General features: G+C 68.6%; 17 protein-coding genes. 8 read left to right on the top strand and 9 right to left on the bottom strand.

Annotated features, from left to right (window positions below; all coding sequences use genetic code 11):
• Nucleotides 1-66: 66 nt before the first annotated feature.
• The 6 genes from JHL17_RS15920 to JHL17_RS15900 all read right to left on the bottom strand — a co-directional run bounded on the left by JHL17_RS15920 (nt 67) and on the right by JHL17_RS15900 (nt 7,752).
• Complete coding sequence (locus tag JHL17_RS15920) at nt 67-1,107, bottom strand: MvdC/MvdD family ATP grasp protein (protein WP_200194516.1); 1,041 nt, start codon at nt 1,105-1,107, stop codon at nt 67-69.
• Between the two features lie 47 nt (nt 1,108-1,154).
• On the bottom strand, nt 1,155-1,286 hold the full coding sequence (locus JHL17_RS37630) for a hypothetical protein (protein ID WP_282189318.1): 132 nt from the start codon (nt 1,284-1,286) through the stop codon (nt 1,155-1,157).
• 224 nt (nt 1,287-1,510) lie between these two features.
• Complete coding sequence (locus JHL17_RS15915) at nt 1,511-2,626, bottom strand: NADH:flavin oxidoreductase/NADH oxidase (RefSeq protein WP_200194515.1); 1,116 nt, start codon at nt 2,624-2,626, stop codon at nt 1,511-1,513.
• A 120-nt stretch (nt 2,627-2,746) separates the two neighbouring features.
• Entirely contained in the window at nt 2,747-4,147 is a 1,401-nt protein-coding gene (locus tag JHL17_RS15910) for a M20/M25/M40 family metallo-hydrolase (protein ID WP_200194514.1), read from the bottom strand.
• 126 nt (nt 4,148-4,273) lie between these two features.
• Nucleotides 4,274-5,362, bottom strand: coding sequence for a ParA family protein (locus JHL17_RS15905; RefSeq protein WP_282189317.1), 1,089 nt, complete (start codon nt 5,360-5,362; stop codon nt 4,274-4,276).
• Between the two features lie 137 nt (nt 5,363-5,499).
• On the bottom strand, nt 5,500-7,752 hold the full coding sequence (locus JHL17_RS15900; protein ID WP_200194512.1) for a protein arginine N-methyltransferase: 2,253 nt from the start codon (nt 7,750-7,752) through the stop codon (nt 5,500-5,502).
• A 152-nt stretch (nt 7,753-7,904) separates the two neighbouring features.
• On the opposite strand from JHL17_RS15900, the gene JHL17_RS15895 reads away from it, so the two are divergent.
• From JHL17_RS15895 to mmsB, 3 genes are all read left to right on the top strand, one after another.
• Nucleotides 7,905-9,404, top strand: a complete 1,500-nt coding sequence (locus JHL17_RS15895) for a CoA-acylating methylmalonate-semialdehyde dehydrogenase (protein ID WP_200194510.1) — start codon at nt 7,905-7,907, stop codon at nt 9,402-9,404.
• 152 nt (nt 9,405-9,556) lie between these two features.
• Nucleotides 9,557-10,702, top strand: a complete 1,146-nt coding sequence (locus JHL17_RS15890) for an isobutyryl-CoA dehydrogenase (RefSeq protein WP_200194509.1) — start codon at nt 9,557-9,559, stop codon at nt 10,700-10,702.
• A 194-nt stretch (nt 10,703-10,896) separates the two neighbouring features.
• Entirely contained in the window at nt 10,897-11,787 is an 891-nt protein-coding gene (gene mmsB / locus JHL17_RS15885) for a 3-hydroxyisobutyrate dehydrogenase (RefSeq protein ID WP_200194508.1), read from the top strand.
• A gap of 1 nt (nt 11,788) precedes the next feature.
• On the opposite strand, the gene JHL17_RS15880 is transcribed toward mmsB, so the two are convergent.
• Nucleotides 11,789-12,694 (bottom strand): LysR family transcriptional regulator, encoded by a 906-nt coding sequence (locus tag JHL17_RS15880; RefSeq protein WP_200194507.1) that lies wholly within the window; start codon nt 12,692-12,694, stop codon nt 11,789-11,791.
• A 318-nt stretch (nt 12,695-13,012) separates the two neighbouring features.
• Between JHL17_RS15880 and JHL17_RS15875 the strand changes: the two genes are divergently transcribed.
• Nucleotides 13,013-13,576 carry a hypothetical protein gene (locus JHL17_RS15875; protein WP_247893577.1) on the top strand — a complete coding sequence of 188 codons (564 nt, stop codon included), beginning with the start codon at nt 13,013-13,015 and terminating at the stop codon, nt 13,574-13,576.
• Nucleotides 13,577-13,817: 241 nt separating this feature from the next.
• On the opposite strand, the gene JHL17_RS15870 is transcribed toward JHL17_RS15875, so the two are convergent.
• A complete protein-coding gene (locus JHL17_RS15870; protein WP_200194505.1) occupies nt 13,818-14,555 on the bottom strand; it encodes a DUF3102 domain-containing protein in 738 nt (245 codons plus the stop codon).
• A 2-nt stretch (nt 14,556-14,557) separates the two neighbouring features.
• Nucleotides 14,558-15,196 carry a ParA family protein gene (locus JHL17_RS15865; RefSeq protein WP_247893576.1) on the bottom strand — a complete coding sequence of 213 codons (639 nt, stop codon included), beginning with the start codon at nt 15,194-15,196 and terminating at the stop codon, nt 14,558-14,560.
• Between the two features lie 456 nt (nt 15,197-15,652).
• Here JHL17_RS15865 and JHL17_RS37625 point away from each other — a divergent pair, with 456 nt between their 5' ends.
• The 4 genes from JHL17_RS37625 to JHL17_RS15845 all read left to right on the top strand — a co-directional run bounded on the left by JHL17_RS37625 (nt 15,653) and on the right by JHL17_RS15845 (nt 26,431).
• Nucleotides 15,653-20,869, top strand: coding sequence for a two-partner secretion domain-containing protein (locus tag JHL17_RS37625; protein WP_200194503.1), 5,217 nt, complete (start codon nt 15,653-15,655; stop codon nt 20,867-20,869).
• A 272-nt stretch (nt 20,870-21,141) separates the two neighbouring features.
• A complete protein-coding gene (gene hmgA / locus JHL17_RS15855) occupies nt 21,142-22,446 on the top strand; it encodes a homogentisate 1,2-dioxygenase (protein ID WP_200194502.1) in 1,305 nt (434 codons plus the stop codon).
• A 162-nt stretch (nt 22,447-22,608) separates the two neighbouring features.
• Nucleotides 22,609-23,142 (top strand): class I SAM-dependent methyltransferase, encoded by a 534-nt coding sequence (locus tag JHL17_RS15850; RefSeq protein WP_200194501.1) that lies wholly within the window; start codon nt 22,609-22,611, stop codon nt 23,140-23,142.
• 148 nt (nt 23,143-23,290) lie between these two features.
• Nucleotides 23,291-26,431 carry an ABC transporter transmembrane domain-containing protein gene (locus tag JHL17_RS15845; protein WP_200194500.1) on the top strand — a complete coding sequence of 1,047 codons (3,141 nt, stop codon included), beginning with the start codon at nt 23,291-23,293 and terminating at the stop codon, nt 26,429-26,431.

The raw sequence follows: 26,431 nt of genomic DNA, 5'->3' as shown, positions 1-26,431 counted from the left end.
GAGCGAGATCCGTCGTCGCATGGTTCTTGAAATATGCGGGCGCCTTCGGTTTTTTCCGAATATTGGTCAAACAGTCGATCGCGCGAAATCCCCGAGATTGCAGGAAACCGTCGGCAGATCGACCCGACGCGGCACGCGCCCGGTGAGCAATCCGGCGATCGTGCGGGCGATCGGCATGCCGGTGGCGTGTTCAACCCACCCGAATTGCCCGACCGGATTGTCCTCCAGAAACACGTAGCGGCCATCCGGGGTGACGATCACATCGATCGCGCCGTAATTCATTTGCAGCGCATCCATCAATGCGAGCAGCTTCCCTGCGAACTCCGGTGGCAATCGGTAAGGCTTCCAATGCTGGCTCAGCGTTGCAAAGCCGCGACGGAAATCCGTCTCCGCCATCGGTTCGAGGCCGGAGTCGACTGAGGCTGCGAATATTTCGTACCCAACCACCGTTATGCGCAATTCCATGGACTTCTGGATGCGCTCCTGAAACGTCATCGGACATGTCGATAGCGTATCAATCTTACGAAGATGTTCGGAAGTGACGCGGTTCGTCATGACGACTTTATCGTGGCCACTTTCATCGCGAACACTGAAGGACGATAGCATCTTCACGATCACATCGCCGTTGCAGTCGTCGAAGAAGCTCAGCGCATCCTGTGGACTGTTTGTCGTGAGCGTGCGAGGAATGTCGATTCCGAGTTGCCGCGCCAGCACGAGTTGCAAAGGCCTGTTCCTGGCCCGTGCGATGGCCGCGGGCTGATCCAGATGAAAGCAGGGAAGCGCGCCGATGACGCCCTCCAGGGAAGCGGCGCTTTCACGCTGGATTCCTTGCCGGACATCGTCTGGAATGGCGAGCGACGTCACCGTTGCCGCAGTCCTCCAGCGGCGGTGCCACACAGCCGACACCGAGGCAAGATCGACCATTCGCCCGTCTATGAACAGCTGTGCGTTCTCCCCTGTATTGCCGCAATGGGCAACCATTCGGAGCGACAGCGGAAAATGCTCCGTTACGAGGCGTACAGCGTCCGCACCATCCGCCAAAAGGGACTCGTGGACCGCATTCGCGGTCCACGAGTCTTCGTCACTTGCAACAATCAGTATTGTCATAATCTTAGTCCATCCCGCCATAGGCCGGAACAGAACTGGAAGAAGACTTAATCGTCTTTCTTCTTCGAAGTTTGCGCAAGGAAAGGCGCGGGTTGCAAGCCTTCCTGGCGGTTGACGGCAGTGGCGTCGATCTCGTCATGTTCCAGGAACAGGACAAAGAACGGAGTGTTCAGTTCCATGAGATATCCTCTCGATTAAATGAACAGCTCCACTCAACCACTTTGCAGAATTACAGTCAACGAGAAATTCTCGTTTTAGGAGTCATTTACTTTACTCACACACTTATATGTATTTTGCTTTCGCGCTGGAATCCCACTTCGAAAGCTGCGGCGACGGGTGATGGTCCAAATCATTGGTCCAAGTCATGCCAGGGCCGGACGTCATGACTTTCTGCCCCCCGGCATCAGTCCGCCTTGGCGGTGTCGGTGGCACGGTAACGCTCCAGCCAGTGGGCGTAGGGCGCCGGCAGCACCCAGGACGGCTTGTCCTCGCCCAGTTCCTTGGCGGCGCGGTAGGGGTAATGCGGATCGGCCAGATGGGCGCGGCCGACCATCACCAGATCCAGCTGCCCGTCGGCGACGGTGCGGTCGGCGATTTTCGGCGCATCGATGCCCCAGGCCGCCGCCACCGGCAGGTCCGCCTCGCGCCGCACCCGTCCGGCGATCGGCGCCAGGAACGGCGATCCCCAGGGGATATTGGCGGCGGGGGTGGAGAAGCCGACGCTGACGTTGAGCAGATCCAATCCGCCGACGCGGAAGTTGCGCGCCAGCTCGATCGATTCGGCCAGCGTCTCCTCGTCGCGCCCGTCATACTCGATCACGCCGAAGCGCGCGGTCAGCGGCAGGTTTTCCGGCCAGACCGCGCGCACCGCCGCCAACGTTTCGAGCAGGAAGCGGCTTCGCCCGGCAAGGTCGCCGCCATACTGGTCGGTGCGCGTGTTGGCATGGACCGAGAAAAAGCTCTGGCCCAGATAGCCATGGGCGAAATGCAGTTCCAGCCACTTGAAGCCGGCGTCGCGGGCGCGCACGGCCGCGGCCACGAAATCGGCACGGACGCGGGCGATGTCGTCCGGCGTCATCGCCTTCGGCATTTTCGGCAGAGAGGCGCCGAACGGCACGGCCGACGGCGAGAGGGTCTCCCAGCCGCGCGGGTCGCCGTCGGCGATGTGGTCGTCGCCCTCCCACGGGCGGTTGGCGCTGGCCTTGCGGCCGGCATGGCCGATCTGGATGCCGGGGACGGCGCCGGCCGCGGCGATCGACGCGGCGATGCGCGCCATGCCCTCGGCCTGGGTGTCGTTCCACAGGCCGGTGCAGCCCGGCGTGATGCGGCCTTCCGGCGACACCGCCGTCGCCTCGACGATCACCAAGCCGGCGCCGCCGCGGGCGAGGCCGGGGTAATGGACGAGATGCCAGTCGTTGACGATGCCGTCGACGGCGCTGTACTGGCACATCGGCGGCACCGCGATGCGGTTGCGCAGGGTGACGTCCTTCAGCGTGAAGGGCGTGAACAGGGCGGACATGCGAATTCCCGTCTCGATCTTGTCGGTGGCGGCAGGGTCGAAGGGAGAAGGCGGGGCCGTCGGCCCTGCCCTGCTCCCCTGCCCCGCCGCGGATCCGGGAGATTTAGTCAGCCCCTGCCCTCAGCCAACCCGTCCGGCCGCCAATCGCCCCATGATCGCCGCATGGCTGCGGATACCGTTGCGCAGGCATTTCAGCTCGAACTTCTCGTTCGGCGAGTGGATGCGGTCGTCATCCAGCCCGAAGCCGACCAGGATGGTCTCCAGCCCCAGATGCTCGCGGAACCAGCCGACGATGGGGATCGACCCGCCGCCGCCGATCAGCACGCCGTCGCGTTCCGTCGCTTCCTTCAGCCCGCCGCGCACCGCCTGCATCCACGGCGTGTCGGTCGGCACCTCGATCCCGGGCGAGGCGCTGAAGCGGCGGAAGGACACCGTGCAGTCGGCCGGCAGCCGCTCCTCGAAGAAGCGCCGGACCGACGCCTCGATGGCCGCCGGGTCCTGGCCGGGCACCAGCCGGCAGCTCAGCTTGCAGGACGCCTTGGCCGGGATGACGGTCTTCGATCCCTCGCCGGTGTAGCCGCCCCAGATGCCGTTGATGTCGCAGGTCGGCCGGGTCCAGATGCGCTCCAGCAGCGTCCGCCCCGCCTCGCCATGGCTGCGGGTCAGTCCGAGCGCGCCCAGGAACTGCGCCTCGTCCAGCGGCAGGCCGTGGATCTGCGCCCGCAGCTCGTCCGCCAGTTCGCGCACGCCGTCATAGAAGCCGTCGAAGCGCACCCGCCCGTCGGCATCGTGGATCCGGCCCAGGATACCGGTCAGCACATTGAGCGGGTTGGGCACGGCGCCGCCGAACAGGCCGGAATGCAGATCGTGGCTCGGCCCGGTGACGGTGGCTTCCAGATAGAGCAGGCCGCGCAGCCGGGTGGTGATCGCCGGGGTGTCGACGTCCCAGGCATTGGTGTCGGTGACCAGGCAGAAATCGGCTTGCAGCTCCGCCGCATGCTCCTTCAGGAAGCGCGGCAGCGACGGGCTGCCGGTCTCCTCCTCACCCTCCAGCAGCACGGTGGCGCGGATCGGGATGGAGCCGTGTACGGCATGCCAGGCCTCGAACGCCTCCAGGAAGGTCATGGTTTGGCCCTTGTCGTCGGCGGCCCCGCGGGCGACGACGCGGCGCCCCCGCTCGGCCTCGACGATCACCGGTTCGAAGGGCGGGCTGTTCCACAGCTCGACCGGGTCGGCGGGCTGGACGTCGTAATGGCCGTAATACAGCACATGCGGCGTCTCCGCTCCCTCGGGCCCCGGATGATGGGCGACCAGGATGGGATGACCGGGCGTCTCATGGATGGTGACGGTGAAGCCCAGCGCCGTCAGCCTGTCGGAGCACCATCGGGCGGCGCGGCGCACCTCGCCGGCATAGGCGGGATCGGTGCTGACCGAGGGAATGCGCAGCAACTCGCAGAGCCGGCCGACCGACTCCTCGAAGGACGAGTCCACCTTGCGCAGGACGGCATCGACAGGAAGCATGAGAGGCCCTCTCGTTGATCGTGGGATCCACCGGTCCCCCTCTCCTCCCCGCTCACGCGCAAACTTCGTTTGCGCTGACGCGACAGGCGGACCGAAGGTCCGCCGATAGCGGGGAGAGAGGATATTCTATCCCCCAAGCCCAAGCAGCCTGCCGAGGATCGGCGGCCCGGCAAAGGCACCCAGCGCGAAGCCGGCGGCCAGACCGACGACCAGCCCCAGAAGCCCCGCTCCCTTGCCGCCGCCGCCGGACGACGCGCTCCCGCGCTCGGCCTGCCGTCCGCCATTGCTCCCGCCGCCCGGCTCGTCCCCCTCGTCGAGGGAGGACGCGCGCCGCGTGCTGTAGGAGGTGTCGGTCGCCTCGTGCCAGGAGCGGATGCGCTCCAGCGCCGGCTTCAGCTGCACCTCGTCGGGCGTGCTGCCGCGGCCATGGACGATCTCCCAGGCCAGCGCCGCGAACCGGCTGGTGGTCCGGCCCTCCGGCGTGAAGATCGCCGCCGGCATGCGGCGATAGGTCGCCTTCACCACGTCGACGTCATAGGGGAAGGCGGTGCGGAACATCTGCTCCGGGAACTCGTTGCGCAGCTGGGTCAGCGAATCGCGCCCGACCTCGTCGTTGGTGATCGACAGCATCAGGATGCCGGCCAGCGTCAGGCTGGGGTTCAGCCCGTTCTGGATATGCTCCACCACCTGCAGGGTGCGCCGCAGCCCGTCCAGCGCGTAGCGGCCGGGGAAGACCGGAACGATCAGCCGGTCCGACGCCGCCAGCGCGCCGGCCGCCAGATGGCCCAGCGCCGGCGGGCAGTCGATGACCACGTAGTCCGGCGGGTTGCGCGAGAAATGCAGTGCCTTGCGCAAGCCCCGCTGCGAGCCGCCGCGGCTGTCCAGCGCATGTTCCAGCGAATAGAGCTTGCGGGCGCCGACGATCATCGACAGCCCGTCGAAGGCGGTCGGGGTGATGGCGTCCTCGACGAAGGTCTCCTTGCGCAGCAGGTCGTTGATGCCGACCTTCGCCTTGTCGCGCAGCAGGAAGTTGCTGGTGGCGCTGCTCTGCGGGTCGAAATCGATCAGGACGACGCTCTTGCCCAGCGCCGCCAGCGCGAGCGCGAGGTTCACCGAGGTGGTCGTCTTGCCGACGCCGCCCTTCTGATTGTACACCGCCAGGATGGTCGGCTGACGGGTCTCCGGCGTGTCGAAGACGTCTTCGTGGCTGGTCATGTCCATTCCGCTTCGCCGTTTCTGCGGCAATCCCCCGCCCCGGACCGGGAGTTTCCCGGCCATGGACGCGCGGGCGCACTATAAGCGGTGGGGTCGGAACTCTCCACACACCTTTGAGGACAGGTCCAGCCTGCCCTTCAGGCGCTCCAGGCCGTCTCGCGCCAGGACTGCGCGGGTCCCGTCACCTCCGGCAGGCCCGGCAGCGGACAGGACCGTTCCGCCGGCAGCCCCAGCAGGTTCAGCGCGACCACCCCCGGAAAGCCGTTGTGCCCCTGGCCGGCATGGTTGCCCGGATCGAACAGCGGGACGATGTGCCACCACAGCCGATAGGCGAAGCCCTGCACCAGCGCGATCAGCTCCCCCAACCGGTCCTCCCGGTCATTCTCCAGATAGAGCGCCGGACGGCAGCGGACGATCACGCCGGCCGCCTCCCGCACCGCCGCGATCACGTCGCTCCCGACATCGACCTTCAGCAGGTCCAGCCGCTCGACGCCATCCATCCCGACGACCCCCGACCGATGCACGACGACGGCGCCCATCCCGTTGACGGCGAGGTTGTGGACCAGCAGGCCACGCAGATCCTCCCTTGGCTCGACGGCATGGACCTGCCCGCCCGGGCCGACCCGGCGGGCCAGCGGCACGGTGTGGGCACCGACGCCGGCCCCGGCCTCCGCCACCACCCCGCCCGGTTCCAGCAGCGACGCGCAGAGCCGCTGTGCCGCCTCCAGGAACTCCCCGTAGAGCGCCAGCGATCGCCCGGCACAGGAATCGTCGGGGAGAAAGCGCAGCGGCCCATGCCGGGTGACCGCCTCGGTGGGCAGCGAGGCGCCGGGCGTCCTCTCCGCCCGCGCCGCTGCGTCGATCGTCCGCAGTTCCAGCACCTTTGCCCCGATATGCGGCGACACGGGATCGTCCGGTGCCGGCGGAAAGGGCCGCCCCGCCCCCGGATGGGCGCTGTCATGGACCAGCACGCGGTCCCGGATGCGCGGCCAAACCCATTCCGCCAGGAAGCGCTGGTCCTGCCAGCGGTCGGCCTCGCGGTCGGCGACGGCCGCGACGACCGGGGCCATCGGCGGCAGCAGCCCGGCCCGGCCGCCCCACATGCCGGCCAGGATCACGTCGGTGTGCAGCAGGTGGTCGCGCATGACGTGGAACGGCAGGCCCGACGCGATCCACTCCGCGACCGCAGCCTTCTCCCGCAGGGTCGGCCGGGAATCGCAGTCGCGGCAGAGGAAGCGGGCGACGGTCGGGTCGTCGGCGGCGAGGAAGCGCCAGAACAGCCCCTGCGACGGGCCGCTGCCGGCCGGCATCGCCACCGTCTCCGCCCCCAGCCGGCCCAGCTCCGCGATCAGCGCCGGCGGCACCGACTCGTCGTGATAGAAGCGGCAGATCCAGCCGGGGAACAGCGCCGGCACCGCCCGGGCATTGGCGACGGCGCCCTGGGTATAGACCTCGCGCGTGCCCCACAGGCTGAAGGCGACGATGTCGCGGGCCCGCGCCGCCGCTTCCCGGGGAACGGCCGGAAGCGGCGGCACCTCGCTCTCCGCCCTCGCCTGCTTCAGGGCCAGCGTCTCGGCGGACCAGCGCGCCGCCTCCGCCGCGTCGCACGGCTCCAGCGCCAGGGTCAGGGCGTCGCGCACGCCAATATGGCCGGGATCGAGCCGGGCAACCCGGCGGAACACCGCCAGCGCCACGTCCGCTCCACCGCTCTTGGTCAGGGCGATCCCCAGATTGAACAGCGCGGCGCCCTGTGACGGATCGAGCGCCAGCACCCGGCGATAGGCCTCGACCGCCGCAGCGAAGCGCCCGCAATCGAACAGCACGCCGGCGAGCTGGAGGCACGGCTCCGCCTCCTCCGGCGCCAGCGGCACCGCGCGCCGGAAGTCCGCCACCGCCAAGTCCGGCCGGGACCGCCGCAGATGCTCCACCCCGCGCTGCCGGCGCAGCAGGGCCAGCCGCCCCGCCATCTCCGCCCGTTCCGGCGCCAGCGTGAAACCATGCTCAAGCGCCGCGATGGCGGCATCCAGATCGCCGGCATGACGCTCGGCCAGACCCAGCAGGTCGCAGCCCTCGGCGGCGTCGGGCGCCAGCGCCAGGGCCGGGCGCAGGGCCGCGGCGGCAGCCCCCCACTCCCGGACCGCCAACAGCGCCTTGGCTTGGTCGATGCGGTAGGCGGCGGCGGCAGGATCTTCCGCGACCGCGCGGCGCAGCAGCCCAAGCCCCTGGCCCGGCCGGCCGGTCTGGCAGGCCAGCACCCCGGCCAGATGCAGGGTGGCGGCATTGCGCGGATCGGCCTGCAGGATACGGCCATAGAGGATTTCCGCCTCGGCGAGGCGGCCGCCGGCATGGTGGTCGAGCGCGATGCCCAGAGCCTCTTCGATCGTCGCCATCGCCGTTCCCCGCCCCTCGCAATCGGCGGCAGTGTAGCAAAAGGATGCCTGCTTGCCGCATTCCTGCACAACCGATGCGCAAAGTTTCGGGTCGCCCCAAGGGGCCGCTCAGGTCCACATGGTGACAAACAATCCCGAGGGAGGACAATAGGATGACCACCGAACTTCAGCACCTGATCGGCGGCAAGCTGGTTTCCGGCACGTCGGGCCGGCTCGCCGACGTCTTCTCCCCGATGACCGGCGAGGTGCGCGCCCGCGTGCCGCTGGCCAGCGTGGAGGAGATGCGCGCCGCGGTGGAGAACGCCAAGCAGGCGCAGCGCGGCTGGGCCGCCACCAACCCGCAGCGCCGCGCCCGCGTCCTGATGCGCTTCCTCGACCTCGTCCAGCGCGATTACGACGAGCTGGCGCTGCTGCTGTCACTGGAGCATGGCAAGACCATCGTCGACGCCAAGGGCGACATCCAGCGCGGCCTGGAAGTGGTGGAATTCGCCTGCGGCATCCCGCACCTGCTGAAGGGCGAGTTCACCGACGGCGCCGGCCCCGGCATCGACATCTACTCGATGCGCCAGCCGCTCGGCGTCGTCGCCGGCATCACGCCGTTCAACTTCCCCGCCATGATCCCGATGTGGAAGTTCGCCCCGGCCATCGCCTGCGGCAACGCCTTCATCCTCAAGCCGTCGGAGCGCACCCCTGGCGTCCCGGTCAAGCTGGCCGAGCTGATGCTGGAGGCCGGCCTGCCGCCGGGCATCCTCAACGTCGTCCACGGCGACAAGGTGGCGGTGGACGCCATCCTCGACGATCGCGACATCAAGGCGGTGGGCTTCGTCGGCTCCACCCCGATCGCCGAATACATCTACAACCGCGGCTGCGCGGCGGGCAAGCGCGTGCAGTGCTTCGGCGGCGCCAAGAACCACGCGCTGGTGATGCCGGACGCCGACCTCGACCAGGCCACCGACGCGCTGATCGGCGCCGGCTATGGCGCGGCGGGCGAGCGCTGCATGGCGATCTCCGTCGTCGTGCCGGTCGGCAAGAAGACCGCCGACGCCCTGATGGAGCGGCTGATCCCGCGGGTGGAAGGCCTGAAGGTCGGCCCCTCGACCGACAGCAGCGCCGATTTCGGCCCGCTGGTGACCGCCGAGCATCTGGCGCGGGTGAAGTCCTACGTCGACCTCGGCGTCAAGGAAGGCGCCAAGCTGGCGGTCGACGGCCGCGAGTTCAGCATGCAGGGCTACGAGAACGGCTTCTACATGGGCGGCTGCCTGTTCGACGAGGTGAAGCCGGAGATGCGCATCTACAAGGAGGAGATCTTCGGTCCGGTCCTCTCCGTCGTCCGCGCCGACTCCTATGAGGAGGCGCTGGCCCTGCCGAACGACCATGAGTACGGCAACGGCGTCGCCATCTTCACCCGCGACGGCGACGCCGCCCGCGACTTCGCGTCGCGCGTCGACGTCGGCATGGTCGGCATCAACGTGCCGATCCCGGTTCCGCTCGCCTACTACACCTTCGGCGGCTGGAAGCGTTCGGGCTTCGGCGACCTGAACCAGCACGGCCCCGACGCGGTGCGCTTCTACACCAAGACCAAGACCGTCACCTCGCGCTGGCCCTCGGGCGTCAAGGAAGGCGCCAGCTTCGTCATCCCGACCATGGAGTGATTACGCTACGGCACATATCCCCTCTCCCCCCCGGGGAGAGGGTTAGGGTGAGGGGGTCGCACGGCGAGGATTCTCGGAAAATCCAGCATCTGCATCCCCCTCACCCCGACCCTCTCCCCGGGGGGAGAGGGAGATTTGGAGGGAGGTGACGCATGTCCTTTGAACTGACCGAAGACCAGGTCGCCATCCGCGACATGGCGTTGTCCTTCGCCCGCGACGAGCTGGCGCCGAACGCCGTCGAGTGGGACCAGAAGAAGCATTTCTCCGTCGATACCCTGCGCGCCGCCGGCGAGCTCGGCATGGGCGGCATCTACGTGTCGGAGGACCATGGCGGCTCGGCCTTGAGCCGCTTCGACGCCGTGGTGATCTTCGAGGCGCTGAGCCAGGGCTGCCCGACCATCGCCTCCTACATCTCCATCCACAACATGGTGGCGGGGATGGTGGACAATTTCGGCGACGACGAGCAGAAGGCCCATTGGCTGCCGAAGCTCTGCCGCATGGAATGGCTCGCCAGCTATTGCCTGACCGAGGCCAATGCCGGCTCCGACGCCGCCGCCTTGCGCACCAGGGCGGTGCGCGACGGCGACTCTTACGTCCTCAACGGCGCCAAGCAGTTCATCTCCGGCGCCGGCAGCTCCGATCTCTATCTGGTGATGGCCCGCACCGGCGAGGACGGCCCCGCCGGCATCAGCGCCTTCCTGGTGCCCAGGGACACCCCCGGCCTGTCCTTCGGCGCCAACGAGCACAAGATGGGCTGGAACGCCCAGCCGACCCGCGCCGTCATCCTGGAGGACGCCCGTATTCCGGCCTCCGCCCTGCTGGGGCAGGAGGGGATGGGCTTCAAGTTCGCCATGAAGGGGCTGGACGGCGGCCGCATCAACATCGCCGCCTGCTCCATCGGCGGCGCCCAGGCGGCGCTCGACAAGGCGCTCACCTACATGTCCGAGCGCAAGGCCTTCGGCCAGACGCTCGACCGCTTCCAGGCGCTCCAGTTCCGCATCGCCGACATGGCGACGGAGCTTGAGGCCGCCCGCACCTTCGTCCACCGAGCGGCCTCGGCGCTGGATGCGAAGAGCAAGGACGCCACCCGCCTCTGCGCCATGGCGAAGCGCTTCGCCACCGACACCGGTTTCGAGGTGGCGAACAACGCCCTGCAGCTGTTCGGCGGCTACGGCTATCTCGCCGATTACGGCGTGGAGAAGATCGTCCGCGACCTGCGGGTCCACCAGATCCTGGAAGGCACCAACGAGATCATGCGCCTGATCGTCTCGCGCAGCGAGATCGGGCGGATGGGCTGAGCAACACGACAAGCCATCCCCTCTCCCCCCTGGGGAGAGGGTTAGGGTGAGGGGGTCGCGCGGCGAGGATCTTCAAGAATCGCACACCTCCGCACCCTATTGAGTCCACACCATGCCTCCCCCTCACCCCGACCCTCTCCCCGGGGGGGAGAGGGGGAAGCACCATAAAAACCAAACCAACGGGAGACGCGACGATGGCGGTGATCGGTTTCATCGGATTGGGCAACATGGGCGGCCCGATGGCCGCGAACCTCGTGAAAGCGGGGCATCAGGTGGTGGGCTACGACCTCGTGCCCGCCGCCATCGAGGCGGCCGAAGCGGCCGGCGTCACCATCGGCGCCAGCCCCGCTGCCATCGCCGCGGCGGCGGAGGTGGTCGTCACCATGCTGCCGGGCGGCAAACATGTGCTGGGCGTCTATGACGGCGAAACCGGCATCGTCGCGGTGGCACGGCCGGGCACCCTGCTGATCGACTGCTCGACCATCGACGTGGAGTCCGCCCGCAAGGCGCATGCGCTGGCCGCCGCCAAAGGCGCCGTCTCGCTCGACGCGCCGGTGTCGGGCGGCGTCGGCGGCGCTGCCGCCGGCACCCTGACCTTCATGGCCGGCGGCGAAGCGGACGCCTTCGAGCGCGCCCGTCCGATCCTGGAGGCGATGGGCAAGAAGATCGTCCATTGCGGCGGTGCCGGGGCCGGCCAGGCGGCGAAGATCTGCAACAACATGATCCTCGGCATCTCGATGATCGGCGTCTGCGAGGCCTTCGTGCTGGCGGAAAAGCTCGGCCTGTCGCATCAGGCGCTGTTCGACGTGTCGTCGACCTCGTCGGGCCAATGCTGGTCGCTGACCAGCTATTGCCCGGTCCCCGGCCCGGTGCCGGCGAGCCCGGCCAACCGCGACTACCAGCCGGGCTTCGCCGCGGCGCTGATGCTGAAGGACCTGAAGCTGGCCCAGGAAGCGGCGCAGGGCGCCGGCGCGCCCACCCCGCTGGGGGCGGCGGCGGCGCAGCTCTACGCCATGATGAACGCGCAAGGCGAAGGCGGCACCGACTTCTCCGGCATCATCCGCATGCTGCGCGGCGAGGGGTGAATCAGGTTGCGGAGGGGGGCAGGAACAGCGCCTGCTCCCGCCGCACCAGATCGGCGATGTAGTCGGCGGTCATCGAAATCCGTGCCAGCGACCGCAGATCCTCGTGCACGATCAGCCAGAAGGACCGGGTGATCGTCACCTCCTCCGCCAGCACCGGCACCAGCCCCGGCTCGCCCTGGGCGATGAAGGCCGGCAGCATGCACAGGCCGGCGCCGGCCAGCGTCGCCTTCAGCTGGGCGACCAGGCTGCTGCTCTTGATGCGTGGCGCCACCTCCCCCATCGTCTCGACATAGTCCAGCTCGGGGGCGAAGATCAGGTCGTCGATGTAGCCGATGAAGGAATGGCCGCGCAGGTCAGCGCGGCCGTGGATCGCCGGGCGCGCCTCCAGATAGGCGGCGGTGCCGTACAGCCCCAGCCGGTAGTCGGTCAGCTTGCGCGCGTAGAGCCGTCCTTCCTGCGGACGCGACAGGCTGATGGCGATGTCGGCCTCGCGTTTGGACAGGCTGAAGACGCGCGGCATGGCGACCAGCTGCACCTCCAGCTCCGGATGGCGCTCGCACAGGCATCCGATGCGCGGCGCCAGGAAACAGCTGCCGAAGCCGTCCGGTGCCCCGATCCGCACCGCGCCGGCCAGCGCCAGGTCACCATCGGCCACCATCCCCTGGGCCAGCAGGGCGGCGCTCTCCATCACCTCGGCGGTCTGCTTCAGCCGCTCGCCCTGCGGCGTCAGGGTGAAGCCGCTGGGCCGGCGTTCGAACAGGGTGACGCGCAGCGCCTCCTCCAGCGCGGTGATGCGGCGGCTGACCGTGGTGTGATCGGCCCGCAGGCGCTGGGCCGCCGTGGTCAGCGTGCCGGCCCGGGCCACCGCCAGGAAGAAGCGCAGGTCGTTCCAGTTGAAATCGGCCATGTCGCCGGCGCCGCCGTCCGTTCTCGCTGGTGAAACAGGGGCCGAACTGTCCCATCAACCCGCCCGCCTGACAAGAGCGGCTGCCTGCACGGGCGATAAGGTCGCAAGCCGGGGTGTTGCCGGGAGTCATTTCCGGTAAAGCGGCAGGCCATCGAAAGCGCCCACCCCGAAGGAGTACCGCATCTTCCGGACACCGCCCCCCATTTCGCGCGGACGAAGAGCCTCGGCATTGCGTTTATCTGTGGAGAGACGCGAGCGCGATGACTGAGAGGACGGAGGATGCCGGGCGAAAGCCGGACGGGGACCAGGAGCGGAAGGATGATGGCGGCCGCGATCGCGGCCATGCTTGCCGTGGCCGCCGTGCTGCCGGCCGCCGCGGAACCGCTGCTGTCCGCACCGGAGAGCGGCGCCCCCCTGCCCTCCTCCCTCCCCTCTCCGGAACCGGTGGCGGCACCGCCGCCGCTGCCGGTCGCCGTCCAGGCACCGGCAAAGCCGCAAACCGATGCCTTCGACTGCTGGCTCCTGGATTCGGACCGGCTGGAGCAGGCGTCCGGCCACGGCCTGTGCGGCGATGCCTTCGCCCGTGCCCCGGAAACCGCGTCCCTGCCTGAAGCGCCTCCCCCGCCGGCGGTCACGCCGATGCGCAAGCCGAAAATTCCCGAACGGCGCGTCCGCAGTTCCAGTCGCAGTTCGAGCCACAGCGAGGCGCATGCGATGGCTGCCTCCGGCACACGGAGCCCGAGAAGCGGGGGCGGTGGTGACTTCTTCAGCAATTTCCAACGTGACTTCAACGCGCTGACCGACCTGTTGGGCAGCGGATCGTCTCCCGGTCGCAGCGACGGCAGGAACGGAATCGCTTCCCACATGTCGCACAACCATTGAGACGACCGGGCATTAAGACGATCCGGGATTGACGACCGAGCATCGGGGCGAACGGCGGATCACCCAGGACCGCCGCGAACGGAAACCTTGATCCTGCACAAAGAGGCACGTCATTCCCGCGAAGGCGGGAATCCAGCCTGTTCAGCAACGTTCCGTCAAAGTTTCCTGGATCCCCGCCTTCGCGGGGATGACGGAAGTCCTCTCATGGGATTTGGACTTTCAAATGCGATGACCCTGCGGATCAGGACGCGCCGTCCGAAGCCGGCCCGACATCCTCCGCCTCGACGTCGATGGTGACGCCGGTCCGGCCGGAGCGGCCGTGGTCGTGCTCCGGGTCGATGCCGTGGTCGCGCCGCAACTCGTCGCGGACTTCCGCCATGCGAACGCGCAGCCGGGCATATTCGGCCAGGAGCTGGCGGCGCCGGTCGTTCGGCGTCACGTCCTTGGGCGGACGCAGGGACCGCTTGAAATCGATCAGCTGGCGGCGGGTGACGTTGGGACGGACCAGCCCCTGGGCCTTGGCGCGCTCCAGTTCGTCCGGCGTCATGGTGACGATCTGATAGGCGACGCTTTCCGCCCCAGGCAGCACCTCCAGCGACAGCCGGCCGGTGTCCACCGCCTCGGCCACCGCGCGGAAGCGGAAGGCGGTCTCGACCGAAAACGGCATGTCGCTCTCGATCATCGCCTCGAAATCGCCGTGTGGCAGGATTTCCTTGGCACGGTTCAGGTACCGGCCGATCGACAGGAATTCCTTGCGGCTGCGGTTCCAGTGATAGCGGATTTCCTGCGCGAATTCCTGCCGGGTGTGGCAGGGCACGATGGCGTCGCTGATGTCGGACGCCCGGCGGTCCGCCTTCGACGGCGCCACCGCGGCTCCCGTCCGAACCGGTGTAGACGCAACTATGGGCCGCTCTGCCGGCGGTGGAGCAGCCTTGCCCTGCTCCGCCGCCTTCTTCATGAAGGACTTCACGTTGGCCATGCTCAGATCCCCAGCTCGTGCCGGATGAAGTACCAGGCGCCCAGGCATTCGTCGGCACCGTTCACCGCACCGACGTCGACGATGGAACAGCCGATGTCATCGACCCGGTGCATGTCCTCGATATCCGGCACCTCGTGCGGCACCAGCCGGCCGACGCGGCCCAGCTCCAGCTTCGCCTCGCGCAGGCTGACCGACCGCCGCTTGACCCGGTTCAGCAGGAAGGCGGCGGGGCGTCCATAGTCGCGCAGGAACTCCATCCAGGGAATGACGCTCATCTTGTCGAAGCGCCCCACCCCGGTCGGCACCAGCACCAGGTCGGCGCGGCGCAGCAGGATCTTGGTCGCTTCCGGATAGAGCTCCACCGACGGCGGCGTGTCGATGAAGACGACGTCGTAGCGGCCGGGATCGATCTGAGCGAGGGCGGCGTCGATGTCGTCCAGCGTGCCTTCGTAATGGTCGATGGCCGCCACGTCATGCGGACGGCGCAGCTCGTGCCACTGGCCCAGCGTGCGCTGCGGGTCGAAATCCAGCGTCGCCACCCGCATGCCGTCCTTTGCCGCGGCCACGGCGGTGTTCTTGCAACTGGTGGTCTTGCCGGTGCCGCCCTTGGGCGCGCTGTAAACCACCCAGCGCGCGGGCAACGGCGCAGCTTTGTGTACCGCTTCACCATCCCCTCGCGCCGTTTGCTTGCCGCCCGGCTTACCTGTGGATTTGCCCGCAGACTTCCTCGTGGCGACGGCGGTCGGATCGGCCATCTGTTCCCCCTGCATCGCGTGACGGCCTTCTTATTAGCGGATCGCCCGGCAGCCCGAAAGGGCAAAGACGGCACCTGCGCCATGGAAATAGGCCTTCCCTGTACCGCAGAACCCGTTACCGGTAACGCTTGCCTCGCCGCACTCCGCCAAACCCGTTACCGGTAACGCCTCCCCCTCGTGACGTCGCGCGCAGCCTGTATTGCGGACATGAAACAATCCGTCACCACTTTCAGGATTTCCGTACGGAGGCCGGGTCGCTAAAATGTTTCGTATCCATTGGATTGGGACAGCGTATTGCCTTCCCGCATGACTTCGGGGGCGTTTACGAGGATCGGATCGGTGATGCGGGGATCGGGTGTGTTCGGCGGGGCGGCGGTTCGGCACGGGGGGGCACGGCATCGGACGGCGTTGCGGCACAGCACGGCCTTGGCGGGGGCGGCACGGTTGGGGATCCTCTCCGCGGCTCTCGCCCTGCCGCTCGTTTTGCCCACCGCGGCACTTGCCAACCCCGAAGGCGGCGTGGTCACCGACGGCGCCGCCACCATCCGCTCCACCGCCCCCGGCCGGCTCGACATCATCCAGTCGACGCCCAAGGCGGTGATCGACTGGCAGCGCTTCGGCATCCGGGAGGGCGAGCACACCAACTTCCAGCAACCGGACGCCGCCGCCATCACGCTCAACCGCGTCACCGGCTCCGACCCGTCGGCGATCCTGGGACGCCTGACCGCCAATGGCCAGGTCTGGCTGGTCAACCCCAACGGCATCCTGTTCGGACCGAACGCCCGCGTCGATGTCGGCGGACTGGTCGCCACCACCCATGACATCCGCAACGACGACTTCATGGCCGGCCGTTACAAGTTCGAGGGCCGCTCCGGCTCCACCGCGACGGTGGAGAACGAGGGGACCATCACGGTGGCCGAGGCCGGCCTCGCCGCCCTGGTTGCTCCCGGCGTCACCAACCGCGGCACCATCCAGGCCCGCATGGGCGAGGTGACGCTGGCGTCCGGCCGCCGCTTCGTCGTCGATCTTTTCGGCGACCAAAAGATCAACATCGCGGTGGACGCCAAGACCGACGCGCGGCCCGTCGGCGCCGACGGCAAGCCGGTGGACGCGCTGGTCAGCAACAGCGGCAAGATCTTCGCCGACGGCGGCCGGGTGCAGATGACGGCGTCCGCCGCCAAGGGGCTGGTCGACCGCGTCGTCAACATGTCCGGCACCGTGCAGGCCCGCCGGGTTGAACAGCAGGGCGGCGACATCGTCCTCCTGGGCGACGGCGGCGACGTGGAGGTGTCCGGCACCCTGGACGCCGGCGGCGGCACCGGCCAGACCGGCGGCTCCGTCACCGTGTCGGGCAACCGCACGAGGCTGACCGCCACGGCGCGTGTCGATGCCTCCGGCCCCGCCGGGGGCGGGGAGGCGCTGATCGGCGGCGACGTGCAGGGGGGCAGGGCGTCGGCCGCCAAGCTGGCCGGCTATGGCATCCGCCCGGCGCGCAAGCCGGTGCCGCCCTCCACCGACACGGTGGTGGCGCAGGGGGCGACCATCACCGCCGACGCCATTGAATCCGGCAAGGGTGGCAAGGCGGTGGTCTGGGCCGAGGACGCCACCCGCTTCGACGGAGCGATCTCCGTCCGCGGCGGTGCCAACGGTGGTGACGGCGGTTTCGTCGAGACCTCCGGCAAACTGTCGCTGCATGTGCGCGGCAGCGTGGCTGCTGGAGCAGGGCAGGGCACGGGACAGGGAGCGGGGAAAGCCGGTTCCTGGCTGCTCGACCCGACGAACATCACGGTTGCATCCAGCGGCGGCACCGTCGCCGCCGACATCATCCAGGCTTCGCTGAACGTCGGAACCAGCGTCACGCTGGAAACAGCCACGACCGGGGCCGAGGCCGGCGACATCACCATCGACCAGGAGATCGTGAAGACGGCCGGGGCAGATGCCTCGCTGATCCTGAGGGCCTACCGCAACATCATCGTGACCAAGGGCATCGCCTCCACGGCGGGCGCCCTGAACCTCACCCTGAATGCGGCGACGGGGACCGGCAACGGCATCGTACGGGTAACGGGACAATCCGACACCCTGCCGGTCACCATTTCCACCAACGGCGGCACCTTCATCGTCGGCGGCGGATCGGACCCGGCGGCAAAGCCGGCCACCGGCCTGTCCGGCGGCTATACGCCGAAGGAAAGCCGGACCGGCACGGAGTTCATCTACGCCACCGTCGCGACCGGTGCCGGTTCGATCCTGGTCAACGGCGCGGGCGGCGAGAACAACACCACGGCCAACCACGGCATCGCGCTGTCCGGCAGCCATCTGATCACGACGACCGGTTCCATCACGCTGAATGGAACGGGCGGCAGTGGCATGAATTACGGCAACAATGTCGGCGTGGTGATGTCGGACTCCACGCTGCAGACCTCCGGCGGCGCCGTCTCCGTCACCGGCGTCGAGGGGCGCGGCGAGTCCTCCTTCGGCAATGACGCGGTCCGCATCGACGGCACCTCCACAATCGGTACACTGGGCAACGGGGCGATCACCATCCGGGGCGGCGCTTCCTCCAGCGGCGACATCATGCTGAGCGGTACGGCGGTCCGCAGCGATGCCGCCCCCATAACCTTCGAATCGGGCGGCAGCCTTCTGCTCGACACCGGCTCCTACCTCAATTCCAGCGGAGCCGTGACGCTCAAGGCCATGAAGGACGTGTTTGTGTTGAGCAGCGGCATCGTGACCGGCGGTGCGCCGGTGACGCTCAACAGCGACAGAAGTCTCAATGACGGGGGCATCGCCCTGATGTCCAGCCGCATCGCCACCTCGGGCGGCGCCATCACCCTGGGCGGTGGCAGCGATCCTCTTCAGGAGGCGGCCAAGGGCAATCCGGGCACCATGGCCGGCGTGACGATCGACGGCAGCATGCTGGAGTCCGGCGGTGGCACCATTTCCATTCGCGGGGAGGGGGCCGACTTCGACAGCGAGAGCCACGGCGTCTCGATCACCGGGGCGTCGACTCTCGACGCCGGCATCGGGACGATCGCTGTCCACGGCAAGGCCGTTTCCAATTATGGCTGGAACGCCGGCGTGCTGATCGCCTCCGACGTCACCGGGGCGCCGGTGATCCGCTCCGGCTCTTCCGCCGCGGCTTCCGTCCTGATCGACGGCGACGCAACCGCGGTGGATGCCGACGAGGCCTGGGGTGTCAAGCTCCAGGGCACGGCGACGATCGCCTCGTCCGGCGGCATCGCCATCACCGGCAAGGCCGGTGCATCGGCGGTCACTTATGAGGTTGCCGGCATCGGGTTGAATGCCGGCACGGACGACCATATCCGCATCGCGGCGAGCAGCGGCGACGTGACCCTGCGGGGCACCGCCGGCACCGGCACGAAGGCGATGTCTCTGTACAGCACCGGTGACGTGGCGATCAGCAGCCCGCCGCCACCGCCGCCGCCTCCGCCACCACCTCCACCTCCGCCACCATCACCACCTCCTCTGCCTCTGCCTCCTCCGCCACCTCCTCCGCCGCCGCCGGTGTCTCCGCCGCCACCGCCACCTCCTCCACCGCCGGTGTCTCCGCCGCCGCCGGTGACGGAAACCCCCACCACCCCCACCACCCCTACCGCTCCAACGACCGGCACCGGCGGGGGCGATGGTACCGGCACGTCCGGAACCAACGCGTCAGGCAGCGGGACCGGGGCGGCGGATACCGGAACGACGGACACCACGACCACCCCAACCACAACCACCGCGACATCGGGCAGCCAGTCCGCAGTGGCCGGCAGCGGTGCCGTACAGACGGCGTTGCAGACGGTGGCGCAGATCGCCGCGAACCCGGCGCCCTCGGCGGGCACGACCGGCACCAGCCCGGCTTCGGCGACCATCCCCCCGGCCGGTACGGCCACTCCGCAGACCTTCCTGACGACGCTGGAGCAAGGCACGACGACGCGAGGCGCCGCAGCGCAGGAGACGGGGCAGGGCACCCCCGCACCCGGTGGCAGCTCGTCGTCCACAGATGGTCCGACCTCCCCGCCGCCACCACCCGCTCCGGCGACGGTTGCGCTGCCGTCCGGGCGTTCCGTCACCTTCACGGCGGAAGCGACGGCGGCCTACGCTTCCGGCGCCACCCTGTCGCAGCCGGGGCCGCAGCTTCTCGCCGCCCCCCAGGTCCAGGCGGCGGCCGGCAACCTCATCCAGGCGGCCGGCACCGGCGGCATGGTCCAGGCGGTGACGGTCCTTGCGACCGGCACGCTGTCCCTGCCCGAACAGCGCGCGGTGCTGGCCAGCGTCCCCGTTCCCACCCTGATCGGCGGCCTGACCGCCAGCGGCGATCCGGTGGCGGTGCGCGTCGGCGGCATCCTGCAGAACAGCGCGGCCGGCCAGACCGGCGGCTACGCCCAGGTGCGCGCGGCGGTGACCCAGGCCAACCTGCCGCCGCAGGTCGCGCGCACCTATCTCGCCATGGTCCAGCGGGTGGAACGCGAACAGCGGACCCGGGCCTTCGCCGGCGCGCTCCGCCAACTGGTGGCGAACCCGGCGGCGGCGGACATGTTCGGCCGGCAGGCCGCCTCCTCGGCATTGCCAAGCCTGCGGCAGGCGCAGGGCGGCCGTACGCGCGGCGGCACCATGACCCTGCGCGGCATCGTCGCCGACAGCGCCAATCTGGCGGAGGCGCGGGTGAACGGCCGCTGGGTCTTCATCGACGAGCAGGGCCAATTCCGCACCAGCATCCCGCTGGAGCCGGGGGCGACCGAAGCCACCCTGACCATGACGGACGAGGCGGGCAAGACGACCGAGAAGCGCATCAGCATCGACAGCGCGGCAGCCGCTCCCGACCCGGCCGCCCCGCCCAAGCCGCGCAAGATCGCCCTGATGATCGCGGTCGACAGCTACCGCGACACCGCCATCCCGGCACTCGCCACCCCCGACGCCGACGTCAAGGCGGTCGGCCAGGCGTTGAACGACCATCTCGGCTATGAGACGCGGGTCCTGCGCAACCCGACCAAGGCACAGATCGGCGAGGCTCTGCGCAAGCTCGGCCGCGAGGTCGGCGAACAGGACCAGGTGATGGTCTATTACGCCGGCCACGGCTATGAGCTGGCGGAAACCGGCGCCGGCTACTGGCTGCCGGCCGATGCGGAGACGACCAGCGCCCGCAACTGGGTGTCGAACAACGACATCGGCCGCTTCCTCAGCCGGATGCCGGCCAAGCATGTGATGCTGGTGTCCGACAGCTGCTATTCCGGCGCCTTCACCAAGGAACAGAAGGTCGACGCCAGCCGCCTCGCCAGCGAGCAGGAACTCCGGCAGCGCCGCTCCGTCATGGCCCTGTCGTCGGGCGGCGACGAGCCGGTCGCCGACGGCGAGGTGAACTCCCCCTTCGCGGTGGCGCTCAAGACGCGGGTGCAGGCGCTGCCGAAGGACAGCAGCGGCTATGCCCTCTACCAGGAGGTGCGCCGGGATGTGACCAGCGAGGCGCCGCAGACCCCGCAATATGGCGTGATCCGCACCGCCGGCTATGACGAGGGCGGCGACTTCCTGCTGGACCTGCCCAACCGCCCGATGAACTGAGGCGGGGAGTGGTTGCAGTGGTTGCCCCCTCCCTAACCCTCCCCCGCTATCGCGGGAGAGGGAACTGCCGCCGCTTCGACATTTGCGTCACGTCGACAAGCGTCCTGCCCCCTCTCCCGCGAAGCGGGGGAGGGATGGGGAGGGGGCAATCACCACACCCACTCCCTCACTTTTCCTCTGGCGTGTAGTTTCAAAAGAAACTATATGAGCGACAAATGGTCGCGCCCGGCGCTTGGCACCGGCCGCATCCCCCGGGAAAGGGAGCTGCCCGCATGACGTCCCCCGCCTTCACCTACCAGTCCGGCTTCGGTAACGAGTTCGCGACGGAGGCGTTGCCCGGCGCGCTGCCCCTCGGCCGCAACTCGCCGCAGCGCCCGCCCTACGGCCTCTATGCCGAACAGATCAGCGGCACCGCCTTCACCGCTCCCCGCGCGCACAACCGCCGCTCCTGGCTGTACCGCATCCGCCCGGCGGTGGTGCATGAGCCGTTCCAGCCGACGGACGCCGGCCGGCTGACCAGCCGCTTCGACGAGATGCCGGCCCCGCCGACCCAGCTGCGCTGGAACCCGCCGGCGATGCCCGACGCCCCCACCGACTTCGTCGCCGGCCTGGTCACCATGGGCGGCAATGGCGGGCCGCAGGCGCAGACCGGCTGCGGCATCCACCTCTACACCGCCAACCGGTCGATGGAGGGCCGCTTCTTCTACGATGCCGACGGAGAGTTGCTGATCGTGCCGCAGCAGGGCCGCCTGCGCCTGTTCACCGAGCTTGGCGTGCTGGAGGTCGAACCGCAGGAGATCGCGCTGATCCCCCGCGGCCTGCGCTTCCGCGTCGAACTGCCGGACGGTACAGCGCGCGGCTATGTCTGCGAGAATTTCGGTGCGCCTTTCCGGCTGCCGGATCTCGGCCCCATCGGCTCCAACGGGCTGGCCAACCCGCGCGACTTCCTGACGCCCGACGCCTGGTACGAGGATGTCGACGGCGAGTTCGAGCTGATGGCGAAGTTCGACGGCGCCCTGTGGAGCGCCCGCATCGGCCATTCGCCGCTGGACGTGGTGGCGTGGCACGGCAACCACGCGCCGTGCAAATACGACCTGCGCCGCTTCAACGCCATCGGCTCGATCGGCTTCGACCACCCCGACCCGTCGATCTTCCTGGTCCTGCAGTCTCCCAGCGACACGCCGGGCGTCGACAGCATCGATTTCGTCATCTTCCCGCCGCGCTGGCTGGTCCAGGAGGACACCTTCCGGCCGCCCTGGTTCCACCGCAACGTCGCCAGCGAGTTCATGGGCCTGATCCATGGCGTCTACGACGCCAAGGAGGAAGGCTTCCTGCCCGGCGGTGCGTCCTTGCACAACTGCATGAGCGGCCACGGCCCCGATGCCGACACCTTCGCCAAGGCCACATCCGCCGACACCACGCGGCCGCAGCGGGTCGCCGACACCATGGCCTTCATGGTCGAAACGCGCGCCGTCATCCGCCCGACGCGGCACGCCCTGGAAACCGCCGAGCTTCAGCACGATTACTACCGCTGCTGGCAGGGGCTGGCGAAGCGCTTCGACCCGAACCGCCCCTAGGCGGACAAAGTAAGCCCTTCCGCTCCCGATCCTGCGACGTTTTGTCTCGACGGCGCGGGCGCACCCTTTCACACTGTGCCGCATGCCGGTATAGGGCCGATCGTTCGACCGGTCATTGGACCGATCGCTGGACCGATCGTTGCAATCGCAGGGGAGGGGCCGATGGCGGCCGAAACGGGTGCCGGGGCGGAGAGCCGTTCGCTGCTCGACCGGATGATCGACCGGATGACGGTACAGCGCGACGCGCTGGCCTGGGCCGAGCGCATCGTCGCCGGCCACGACGGCTTGGTGCTGGAGGTGGGGTTGGGCAAGGGCCGCACCTTCGACCATCTGCGCCACCTGTTCCCGCCGCGCGACATCCTGGTCTTCGACATGTGGGTCCGCGTGCCGCCGGAACTGACCCCGGACGAGGACCGCCTGTTCGTCGGCGATTTCCAGGAAACCATGCCGGCGGCGGCGGACCGCTTCGGCCGCTGCGCCCGGCTGGCCCACGCCGATTTCGGCAGCACCGACCGCAATCACGACGCCGCCCAGGCGGCGTGGCTGGCGCCCTTGATCGACGCGCTGATGCTGCCGGGCGGCGTCGTGCTGTCCGACCGGCCGCTCGACCACCCCAACTGGACCCGGCTTCCCCTGCCGCCCGACGAGCGCTGGACCTATCATGCCTGGAGGGTGGACGGGAAAGAAGAAGGCTGATCGGAGCGATGCCGATGGAAAACGGCCCGGCCCACGCCAATCTTCCTTCCTCCGTTTTCCCTCGCGAGGTTTTCCCCGTGGATCTCCCCCGTGGATTTTTCCTCGTGACCAACGCGGCCGGCGACGGGCGCGACCCTGAAGGCGATTGATGAACCGCAACATTTTTCAGTTCATTTGGAAGCACAGCGGACGCCAGCAGATCCTGCTCGCCCTGTTGACGGTCGCGTCCTTCCCGGTGCTCTACGCCTCGCTGGAACTGCCGAAGATCATCATCAACCGGGCCTTGTCGGATCCGCAGCCGGAGCGCGAGATCTTCGGTGTCGCCATGGGGCCGGTGACCTACCTGCTGGTGCTGTGCTTCACCTTCCTGGCGCTGGTGCTCGCCAACGGCGCCTTCAAGATGCGGATCAACACCTTCAAGGGCGTGGTCGGCGAACGGCAGGTGCGGCGCCTGCGCTTCATGCTGCTCGACCGCATGCTGCGCTTCCCGCTGCCGCATTTCTCCAAGGTCAGCCAGGGAGAACTGATCTCCACCGTCGCGGCGGAGACCGAGCCGCTGGCCGGCTTCATCGGCGACTCCTTCGCCCAGCCGCTCTACCAGGGCGGCACGATGCTGACCATCCTGCTGTTCCTGTTCATCCAGCAGCCGACCATCGGGCTGGTGTCGGTCGCCCTGATCCCGGTGCAGGCCTACATCATCCCCAAGCTTCAGCTCAAGGTGAAGCTGCTGGGCAAGGAGCGGGTACGCAAGGTCCGCCAGCTTTCCGAACGCATCGGCGAAAGCGTGGAGAACATCCGGGAGGTCCGCGTCAACGGCACCATCCGCTACGTCCTGGCCGAATTCTCGCAGTATCTCGGCAGCATCTACTGGATCAGACTCGAGATCTACAAGCGCAAGTATTTCGTAAAATTCCTCAATAACTTCATCAACCAGATCACTCCGTTCTTCCTGTTCTCCATCGGCGGCTACCTGGTCCTGCACGGGAACATGACCATCGGCGCGCTGGTGGCGGCGCTGTCCGCCTTCAAGGACCTGACCGCCCCCTGGAAGGAACTGCTCGACTATTACCAGAACATGATCGATGCCCAGATCAAGTACGAGCAGATCGCCGAGCAGTTCTCGCCCCCCTTCCTGTTCGAATGGACCCCGCCGACGCCCGCCACCCCCGCCGACCTCAAGGCCCCCCTGCGGCTGGAGGCGGTGACCTGGGCCAACGAGTACGGCGACCGCATGCTGCAACGGCTGTCGCTGGAGGTGCCGCCGGGCGCCCTGGTCGGCATCGCCAGCACCAACGCCCTGGCGCTCCGCCGCCTTGCCGAGGTGCTGGTCCGCCTGTCGCCGCCGACCTCCGGCCGGATCACCATCGGCGACCAGGCGCTGGAAGCGATTCCGCTCGAACTGCTGGGCCGCCGCATGGCCTATGCCAGCCCGGAACCGCGCATGTTCACCGGCAGCATGATGCAGAACATCACCTACGGTCTGCGCCACCGCCCGCCGGCCGACGATCCGGACACCATGCCTCCCGCCCGCCGGCGCGAGATCGTCGAAGCCGAGGCGTCCGGCAACTCCACCGACAGCATGGACGGGATCTGGACCGACTTCGGCATGATCGGCGCCACCGACTGGACCAGCCTGCGTCCCTGGTTCATGCAGTGCCTGGCCGCCACCGGCGGCGAGAGCGCCGTCTACCAGCGCGGCCTGCGCGAGGTGTTCGATCCCGACGACTATCCCTTCGTCGCCCAGCCGCTGCTGCGCGCCCGCCAGTGGCTGCGCGAGGCCATCACCGAACGCGGGCTGGACGCGCTGCTGGCCCGCTTCGAGCGCGACCATTTCAACCCCTATGCCAGCATCGCCGAGAACATGCTGGCCGGCCTGCCGGACGGCAAGCGGCTGACCGTCGCCCGCATGGTCTGCAACCCCACCGTCCGTGGTTTGATGGAGGAGCACGGGCTGTGGGACTCCGCGGTGCGCATCGGCCGCCGCTTCGCCATGCGGGTGGTCGGCGTCTATCGCGACAGCGACGACGGCGACGTCATGATCATGCGCTACCCGCACATCGACGACGCCCTGTTCGAGGAGCTGGTCGAGGCGGTCACCCGGCTGAAGCGCCGGTCCGAACGGCCGCAGCGCCGCCACCAGGAGGCGGACACCCTGCTGTTCGCCACCATGTTCCTGATGATCGTGCCCAAGCGCGACGGCATGGACTTCATCCCGCAGGCGGAGCGCGAGGCGATCATGGCGATCCGCGCCCGCGTGCTCGACGACATGCCGCACGAGCTGCGCGACAAGGTGGCCATCTTCCACCCCGACCTCTACCACCCGCGCCTGAACGTGATGGACAACCTCCTGTTCGGCCGCATCACCACCGAGGATCCGCGCGCCATCACCCAGCTCCGCGCCCTGGTGGACGAGGCGCTGGAACGGACCGATGCGCGGGCCTTCGTGCTGATCCTGGTGGCGCTGGGCGAGGTCGGCATCGGTGGTTCGCTGCTGCCGATCAGCGTGCGCCAGCGGGTGCAGCTGATCCGCGGCCTGATGAAGAAGCCCGACATCTTCGTGATCTACCAGGCGCTCAACAGCTACGATCCCGACGAGCGGCTGCGCATCTTCCAGCGCATGAAGGAGCTGCTGCCGACGATGACGCTGATCGTGCTGGAGGAACGGATCACCGACGATCCGGCCTTCGACGCGCTCTACGACCTGGAGGACGGCCGGCTGGTCCGCCGCGGCCAGAACGGCGCCGACAATGACGAGGACACCGTGCCGGGAGAGGGGGAGGGGACCGACGAACCGGCCCTGCGCCTGCTGTCGCGTTCTCCCGTGTTCTCCGACCTGCCGGAAACGGTCCTGCGCCGCCTGCTGGGCTCGTCGGACTGGCGCACGGTCGCCGCCGGCGACTTCATCTACCGCAGCGGCGAGCAGTCGGAATTCGCCTTCGTCCTGGCGGAAGGGGAGGTCGAGCAGGTGCGGCTGATGCCGGACGGCCAACCGCCGCTGCACATCGCCTACATCAAGCCGCCGGAGGTGATCGGCGAGCTGGAGCTTCTGGCCGGCGTCCGGCGTTTCTCCAGCTTCCGGGCGCGCACCGACCTGCGGCTGCTGCGGCTGGACGGGGCGACCATGCTGCGCCTGCTGTCGTCGGCGCCGGACCTGCCGATGCGGGTGATCCAGCAGATCGGCAAGCGCCTGACCAGCGAAGCCCCGTCGGGATCGGCGCCTGCGGCGGCGGTCCCGGCACCCAGCACTCACGAAACCAGCAACACCAGTGAATCCGCAACCCAAGCATGA

Origin of the sequence: Azospirillum endophyticum, assembly GCF_016595245.1 — a bacterium.
Taxonomy (GTDB): Bacteria; Pseudomonadota; Alphaproteobacteria; order Azospirillales; family Azospirillaceae; genus Azospirillum; species Azospirillum endophyticum.
The sequence above is the reverse complement of the archived record's forward strand: the minus strand, read 5'-3'. Positions and strand labels throughout refer to the sequence as shown.

Excerpts from the sequence above, each read along its gene's own strand:
- JHL17_RS15920 (WP_200194516.1), bottom strand. The coding sequence starts at position 1,107 with ATGACAATACTGATTGTTGCAAGTGACGAAGACTCGTGGACCGCGAAT.
- JHL17_RS37630 (WP_282189318.1), bottom strand. The coding sequence starts at position 1,286 with ATGGAACTGAACACTCCGTTCTTTGTCCTGTTCCTGGAACATGACGAG.
- JHL17_RS15915 (WP_200194515.1), bottom strand. The coding sequence starts at position 2,626 with ATGTCCGCCCTGTTCACGCCCTTCACGCTGAAGGACGTCACCCTGCGC.
- JHL17_RS15910 (WP_200194514.1), bottom strand. The coding sequence starts at position 4,147 with ATGCTTCCTGTCGATGCCGTCCTGCGCAAGGTGGACTCGTCCTTCGAG.
- JHL17_RS15905 (WP_282189317.1), bottom strand. The coding sequence starts at position 5,362 with ATGACCAGCCACGAAGACGTCTTCGACACGCCGGAGACCCGTCAGCCG.
- JHL17_RS15900 (WP_200194512.1), bottom strand. The coding sequence starts at position 7,752 with ATGGCGACGATCGAAGAGGCTCTGGGCATCGCGCTCGACCACCATGCC.
- JHL17_RS15895 (WP_200194510.1), top strand. The coding sequence starts at position 7,905 with ATGACCACCGAACTTCAGCACCTGATCGGCGGCAAGCTGGTTTCCGGC.
- JHL17_RS15890 (WP_200194509.1), top strand. The coding sequence starts at position 9,557 with ATGTCCTTTGAACTGACCGAAGACCAGGTCGCCATCCGCGACATGGCG.
- mmsB (WP_200194508.1), top strand. The coding sequence starts at position 10,897 with ATGGCGGTGATCGGTTTCATCGGATTGGGCAACATGGGCGGCCCGATG.
- JHL17_RS15880 (WP_200194507.1), bottom strand. The coding sequence starts at position 12,694 with ATGGCCGATTTCAACTGGAACGACCTGCGCTTCTTCCTGGCGGTGGCC.
- JHL17_RS15875 (WP_247893577.1), top strand. The coding sequence starts at position 13,013 with ATGATGGCGGCCGCGATCGCGGCCATGCTTGCCGTGGCCGCCGTGCTG.
- JHL17_RS15870 (WP_200194505.1), bottom strand. The coding sequence starts at position 14,555 with ATGGCCAACGTGAAGTCCTTCATGAAGAAGGCGGCGGAGCAGGGCAAG.
- JHL17_RS37625 (WP_200194503.1), top strand. The coding sequence starts at position 15,653 with ATGCGGGGATCGGGTGTGTTCGGCGGGGCGGCGGTTCGGCACGGGGGG.
- hmgA (WP_200194502.1), top strand. The coding sequence starts at position 21,142 with ATGACGTCCCCCGCCTTCACCTACCAGTCCGGCTTCGGTAACGAGTTC.
- JHL17_RS15850 (WP_200194501.1), top strand. The coding sequence starts at position 22,609 with ATGGCGGCCGAAACGGGTGCCGGGGCGGAGAGCCGTTCGCTGCTCGAC.
- JHL17_RS15845 (WP_200194500.1), top strand. The coding sequence starts at position 23,291 with ATGAACCGCAACATTTTTCAGTTCATTTGGAAGCACAGCGGACGCCAG.